Source organism: Olivibacter sitiensis DSM 17696, assembly GCF_000427965.1.
GTDB lineage: Bacteria > Bacteroidota > Bacteroidia > Sphingobacteriales > Sphingobacteriaceae > Olivibacter > Olivibacter sitiensis.
Genome location: NZ_ATZA01000054.1, coordinates 20894 through 27680, shown reverse-complemented (window position 1 = coordinate 27680; position 6787 = coordinate 20894). Strand labels below are relative to the sequence as shown.

At 44.3% G+C, this 6787-nt stretch carries 9 protein-coding genes; 1 reads left to right on the top strand and 8 read right to left on the bottom strand.

Features of this window, described 5'->3' with window-relative positions:
* The coding region (locus A37S_RS26830; protein ID WP_028297422.1) for a DUF4372 domain-containing protein at positions 1-205 on the bottom strand (205 nt) is incomplete at its 3' end.
* Between the two features lie 96 nt (positions 206-301).
* Between A37S_RS26830 and A37S_RS25445 the strand changes: the two genes are divergently transcribed.
* Complete coding sequence (locus tag A37S_RS25445) at positions 302-556, top strand: DUF2721 domain-containing protein (protein ID WP_051293336.1); 255 nt, start codon at positions 302-304, stop codon at positions 554-556.
* A 6-nt stretch (positions 557-562) separates the two neighbouring features.
* Here the strand turns inward: A37S_RS25445 and A37S_RS0119910 are convergent, their stop codons facing one another.
* From A37S_RS0119910 to A37S_RS25435, 7 genes are all read right to left on the bottom strand, one after another.
* Entirely contained in the window at positions 563-1201 is a 639-nt protein-coding gene (locus A37S_RS0119910) for an outer membrane beta-barrel protein (RefSeq protein WP_028298505.1), read from the bottom strand.
* 101 nt (positions 1202-1302) lie between these two features.
* Entirely contained in the window at positions 1303-1791 is a 489-nt protein-coding gene (locus A37S_RS0119905; protein WP_028298504.1) for a metallophosphoesterase family protein, read from the bottom strand.
* A complete protein-coding gene (locus tag A37S_RS0119900) occupies positions 1788-2378 on the bottom strand; it encodes a Maf family protein (RefSeq protein WP_036603412.1) in 591 nt (196 codons plus the stop codon). The genes A37S_RS0119905 and A37S_RS0119900 overlap by 4 nt, the downstream gene beginning before the upstream one ends.
* A 2-nt stretch (positions 2379-2380) precedes the next feature.
* A complete protein-coding gene (locus A37S_RS0119895) occupies positions 2381-2896 on the bottom strand; it encodes a KdsC family phosphatase (RefSeq protein WP_028298502.1) in 516 nt (171 codons plus the stop codon).
* Between the two features lie 10 nt (positions 2897-2906).
* A complete protein-coding gene (locus A37S_RS25440) occupies positions 2907-5408 on the bottom strand; it encodes a heme lyase CcmF/NrfE family subunit (protein ID WP_051293335.1) in 2502 nt (833 codons plus the stop codon).
* 55 nt (positions 5409-5463) lie between these two features.
* Positions 5464-5862 (bottom strand): cytochrome c maturation protein CcmE domain-containing protein, encoded by a 399-nt coding sequence (locus A37S_RS0119885; RefSeq protein ID WP_028298501.1) that lies wholly within the window; start codon positions 5860-5862, stop codon positions 5464-5466.
* A gap of 117 nt (positions 5863-5979) precedes the next feature.
* Positions 5980-6744: a glycoside hydrolase family 25 protein gene (locus A37S_RS25435; RefSeq protein WP_051293334.1), complete on the bottom strand. Its 765-nt coding sequence runs from the start codon at positions 6742-6744 to the stop codon at positions 5980-5982.
* Positions 6745-6787: the final 43 nt, after the last annotated feature.

Sequence of the window (6787 nt, the reverse complement as noted above, 5' to 3'; positions counted from 1 at the left end):
CGCAGATCTCGCCCATAGAATCACATCGGCTGAATATTCCGAACAGCATCGTCATGAGTTGTGTCCATGAATCAAAGGTCTTGTAATAGCGGTCAGACCGGTGCTTGCTCACAAGCATCTCAAATTTGTTCCTTGGAATAAAACCTAATAATTGTTTGAAGATTGGCTGACCGACTAATTTCTTTTCTGTATTTTTATCACTCATATTTTTAGTTTGTCGTAAAACCAAAATATGAAAAAAGGAGCTTGCCAGATATGGCAGCTCCTTAAATTATTTTTTGTCGGTCAGTAGTGAAAAAATATGCAGGCATTTGGCGTATTGAGCTTTCTTGCCTGCATAGCATCTATGTACGGTATCTATATGGAGTGGGCCTTGGTTTCGGAATTGTTCTTTGCCCTAAGCCTCATCTTTTTTGCGGTCTCTCTCCTGCTGTCCCTCATAGAAATACAGCGGAGTACGCATGCACTGGAACTTCAGCTCGGGGACATGGAAGATGGTGAAAACAGTTCTATACTGAGTATGCTGAAAAAGAAGAGGGACTCATTGAAGAAATAAAACAGATCAGAAATGATAGCCTAGGCCAAAGGTCCACGCCCTATTGTACTGCTCATAGCGCGCACTGCCAGGTGCAATATCGGCCAGTCCCCAGGTATAGCCTGCATTGACGCTCACTCCCTTTTTAAAACGATAGCCAGTAGTAAAGTTCAATCCATAATCTATGCGCTGCTGGGTGCCATCGTCACCGAAACTGAAATCCGTTCTAGTACCTGAGTAACTGCTTTTAAAGCTATTGGTTCCAAAAAGTCCTATACCTCCATACGGTCCGGCGCCGAGAAAGAAATAACTCGAATCCCTTAAGGGCAATTTGGCTATGGCTTTCAAGGGAATTTGCAGCCAATAGCTATGCTGGGTCACCTTGTTCTTGCCAAATTCGGAATAGTCCAGTAGACTTCCTAACGATTGGAAATTCAGCCCGCCTTCGAGGGCAAAATACTTGCTTGGGCTGGCATGGACAAATCCGCCAACACCGACTCCCCAGGTTCTGGATACATCGCGGGATATACCGCTACTGATATTTTTTACCGAATAGGTGGGCGAACTAGCCTGAACATTTACTCCATAGGTGAGGTCCCAAGTCTGGGCACCTAGATACCGTAAATTTAGTAAGACAATAACAATGATAAAAAAGATTTTCTTCATAATGATTTGGATAAGGTCTTTAAAAAACTCATGGCCAAAACTAGCTTGAAGAAATGTTAATTAATTGAAAAAATAGTTAAATGATGCTAAATCAATTTGGGCTAAGCCAATTCTATGACTTCCAAATTCTTGATTTCGGCTCCATCAATATCGAAGCGCATCAGGGTCTTCACCTTATGCCAGCCTTGCAAGCCTGCTGCTCCGGGATTGAGGTGCAGGCAATGCAATTTCTTATCGTACATCACTTTCAATATATGACTATGCCCACAGATGAAAAGTTTGGGGGGATTTAATTGTATTTGTTGCCTGATACGCATATTGTACTTGCCCGGGTAACCTCCGATGTGTGTCATCCAGACATCTACCTGCTCACATTGGAAACGTAAATCTTCCGGGTACATTTTCCTGATATCTTGCCCATCAATATTACCGTAAACACCTTTCAACGGCTTGAAAGCGGCCAACTCTTCCGCCAGCACCAAGGTACCGAAATCGCCCGCATGCCATATTTCGTCGCACGCAGCAAAATGCTTGAACACAGCTGGAGCAAGGTATCCATGCGTATCGGAAATAAGGCCTATCTTGGTCATAATGGCAACATCTGTACAATTTCGCGGTACAATTTATCCGTTGGCAGACCCACTACATTGTTATAGCTACCTGCTATACGGTCAATACCTACAGCACCGATCCACTCTTGGATACCGTAGGCACCTGCCTTATCAAAAGGCTTATATTGATGGATATAATACCATATTTCATCTTCTGATAGCGAGTGGAAATATACGGTGGTTTTTTCGTGAAAAACCCTAAAATCGTTTACACTCGCCAGCGCGACACCCGTAATGACCTCATGACTACGTCCGCTGAGGGAGCATATCATCTGAAAAGCGTCTTGTTCATCTTTGGGTTTTCCGAGTATCCTGTTTTCCACACAGACAATCGTGTCAGCCGCAATGATGAGTTCCTCTTCTGTCGTCAGTTCAAAGGCATTGGCTTTTTTACAGGCAATATATTCAGCTACTTCCCCAGGTTCCAAATCCGTAGGATAAGACTCATCGACATCTTTGATAGCTACCCTGAAGGTCAACCCCATTTCCTTTAGCAGTGCCTGCCGCCTGGGAGATTTGGAGGCCAGTATAATATCGAGTGATGTAAATTTTTCGAGATTGATCATCGTTAATTGCTTTTTACGGAAGAGTCCTCCGTCCAGGTTCCTTGCAGTTTCATCACTTTTTCCACCACATCGCGTACAGCTCCCCTACCGCCTGCCACAGGGCTAATATACTGGCACAATCCTTTAATCTCTTCCACAGCATCGCAGGGACTCGTAGCCAAGCCCACTTGCTTCATCACCTCCATATCAGGTATATCGTCTCCCATATAAAGCACATCTTCCATGGTTAACCGTTTACTTTCCAACCAATCATTCAGCACCAGCTCCTTATCGCCCACGCCAATGAATACATCTTCGATCCCCAGGCCGTTGAGCCTTGCTTTCACCCCCTTGGATTTCCCTCCGGTGATTATGGCAATGGGGTACCTCCTTTTGATCGCTAGCTGTAGGGCATAACCGTCCCGCGTACTGAAAATGCGTAATTGGTCGCCCCCTTCGGTCACCAAAATATCGCCATTGGTCAATACGCCATCTACATCGAAGACAAAGGCTTTTACCTGCTTAAATTTACTGAACATACGCTAAAATCTATACTTCGGTTCCTTTCAGCTTGGGCCTCGATGTTTTCCGAACGGGCTCTTTCATTTTCAGTTCCTTATTTCTGCGGAATATGGACATGAAGAAACCTACCGTCATGATAATGGTACCACACCAGAAGAAATTGATATAAGGAAATTCGATGGCTTTCATAACGATCCATTTTTTCTCTGGCAAGGGCTTTTGATAAATCATCAGCTCCATACCTTCATTGGGGACCACTTTGGTAAACCTGAAACGCAATCCTTGGTCGTCGACACTGTGGCCAAAGTCAAATGTATTGCCATTCTTTATCAATAGCTTGGGCGATGCATCATACACTTCACCTTTGGCCGAATGCACTTCCAGGTTGAGAGAGAACAATAGATCGCCTTCTTCCAAGGGCATATTTTGTAAAGTGGCATTTCTATTAACGGCTTTGACAATGACAAAGCCATTGCGGTAGCGCAGGGTGTCGCCTATGCTTACCAATTCAGTCGATGGCTCTTCATAGTCTTCCAAAGGATCGTGCCCTTCGTGGACATGTTCATCCTCGTTGAACATATCCATGCTCAAACGTGCGGCAGAAGTAATGATAGTATAGATATCCCTAGTAAGGTAATGATGCGTACTGGGAGAAGATATCAGGTTCATCTTTTCGTTTACCTGCGCATTAGGGGTCAGTTGAAAACTCTCCGTCACCTTACCATTGGCATCTCTGCGTTCAAAATTGATCTTGTAGTAGATATTAGGTTTTTCCACACTGTCGCCTACATAGGTGATCGTATAATCGCCCATCTGCTTTGGCTCATCGATGTTGAGGAAAAGGTTTTCGCCAGCTTTCTCCGAAGTCTCTTCAAAGCCTTGAACGGGAATAGCACCGGTAGAATTGATAGAGACCACTTTGTTGGTTGCCGCCGCTACCAAGGCCCCTAATAACAATAACGCAAAGCCTATGTGAGCAACTGAGGATCCGGCCAATTTCCATTTTCCCTGTACGGCATCTCCCAAGACACGGGCATTGGCCACAAGTGCAAACATGGCCGCAAGGGTGAGCAGGATATACATGAAGTTGTGGTATACGTCGGTCACATAGACAAATACTGCCGTCAATATAGCCGCTACCACAAAGGATACGCCAAGACGTATATAGAATAGTTTGGTGTCAGTACGTCTATATTTCAGGAACTGGGCGACAGCCGAAAGGATAAGGACCAACACGGCAAAGGCCGCTTGCCATTTGTTATAATGCGCTATCGGGTCTACCGGCGGAGCCACCTTGGTGCCAAATACGGCATTGAATACGGGTATAGAAGTGCTTGCTATGATTTGTACGCAAGCAACCACCAATATCAGCGCGCCAATAAAAAGCCAAAACTCACGCGAGTATATATCCTCATCCTTTTTGCTCTTCGGCAGTTCCTTATAGCGCGAAATGAGGAAGTAAAGCATGATGGCCAGGAACAGCAGATTGAAAACGATCAGCTGCCAGAACATGCCCAAATCCGTGAAAGAATGCACGGAAGTCTCTCCCAAGATGCCACTGCGGGTCAGGAAAGAAGCATAGATAACCAATACAAAACTGATCAATACCAAAAACGTTGCTGCAAAATAAGAATGTCCGGAATTTTTATAGGCAATGATGACGTGTACAGCAGCAATGAGGGTAAACCAAGGAATGATAGAAGCATTCTCTACGGGATCCCATGCCCAAAACCCCCCAAAATTGAGCGCTTCATAAGCCCAAAAAGACCCCATAATGATACCAGCACCAAGGACCATCACGGCAAACAAAGACCAAGGCAATGCCGGCTTCAGCCATTCTTGGTATTTTCTTTGCCATAAACCAGCTATGGCATAGCCAAAGGGAATGACCATGGATGCAAAGCCCAAAAACAAGGTGGGCGGGTGAATGACCATCCAGTAATTCTGGAGCAAAGGGTTAAGGCCATTGCCATCTGCTATCATGGCCAAATAATTGGGATCGCTGAATATAGGAATCTGCAAGGCTTCCCTCAACAGAATGAAAGGAGAACTGCCTATCCTTTCGCCAAACACTTCTACACCTAAGAGCATGGACGCCAATACTACCTGGCACAGCATCACCGTGGTCATTACCGGCGATTCCCAATTTTTGCCACGGAACAGTACCACTACCGATAAAACGCTTTGCCAGAACATCCAAAGCCAAAAGCTTCCCTCCTGTCCTTCCCAAAAGCTGGAGACTATATAGTAGAACGGCAAGGCTCGCGAACTGTGCCCCCAAGCATAATGATACTCAAAAAGGTGATTGTATATGATATAATACAGGCTGGAACCAATGCCTACAACCGCTATTAGGTTGATCCAAAAAGCTATGCGTGCTATTTTTTGCCATGATTGTTCGTCTTTGTATTTGGTGGCATAGAAGTAACTGATGCACGACAACAATGCCGTACCAAAGGCCAAAACAACAAAGAACTGGCCTATACGGCCTGGCAAAAGGCTCTCGCCAATATATTGTATACTATCCATTAAAGTTTATTGAAAATAACAGGCAAGTTTTCCTTACCTTCCGTTTGCACTTATACTAGGAAACACTGGCCGCTTTTATTTCTACCTGATCCTCATTGTATTTCGATGGGCATTTCATCAATATCTTGGTAGCATGAAATTCTTTGCCCACCATTTTTCCCGTTAGCACGATTTGCTCAGAACGTTCAAAATCCTGCGGTTTTGAACCGTTGAAAACAACCTTGCATTCCGTACCTTCATTGTCTTTCATATAGAAAGCAAAATAGTTGGCGTTTTGCACCGGATCATAGTACAAGGTCTTTTCCTTATTCAGCTGCCCCACTACATGAATCTCCGCTTCTGTTTTGGTGGCATCAGTAAAGGAAGCATAAGTGCTGGAATCGGTATAAATACTTATGATCATGGCTATGGCCACGGCAATGATAATTATCCCTACGATTGAACTCTTCTTCATCAATATATCAAAATTGATTTAATCTGCTACAAAATTAAGAATAATAGAAAGAACAAGACAAGAATACAAGCACATAACGTTATTAAGAAATAATCTAAACAACGCTTCCGCTCACCGTTAGTTTGGGCTATATGCGCGTAAAATACTCGCGTCGTGCATGACGTTGAAGTCTACTTTTTCCATTATCCCTTCAATATTTCCTTCTTCGCTGTGCTGCCAAATATCCCAGGGCCTGTTGATATAATTGGGCGCTTCCTCTTGTTTATAATGGGCTATCCAAAGTGGATAGGCATCGAAATCACTACCCAAATAATCGCGATAGAAGGTAGTATAGGTATAGATAATGGGTCTGATGCCGTAATGATTGTGCAAACGATCCAGGCAAGCCATCAATCTGCTCCTTATGATTGCGGGCTTTTGCTTATGTTGATGTTCCACATCGACCACCGGCGGATAGCAGTTTTTTAGGCTGCCGACGGTCTCAATAAAAAGATCGGCTTGTTTCACGCCATCCTTATCGGGATGAAAATAGAGGTAAGCTCCCCTAGTGACAGGATATGAGCGTGCTTCCTTCCAATTCTCCTTGAATTTCTTATCTTTTCTTAACCCCATCGTAGCGCGCATAAAAACAAACGAAATACGAATTTGGCTATCTTGCGGCGCTAGCGCTTTTTTCCAATCAATGTCTCCCTGATATTGGGAGACGTCTATACCATGTATGCCAAACCCAGCTGGTATGGGAATACCAAAATGCCGCTCCTTGCCTAGGGGCCACCAAAGCCATATCAAGGAAACAAACACGACGAGGGTACAGCAGACAAATGCCCAAAGCATCTTCTTCTTACCCGAACTATCGGATTTTCCTCGTCTTTTCCGTGCCATAGTAAATTTGCTGAATCTCTTAAGGCACCTTAAACCTGATAGC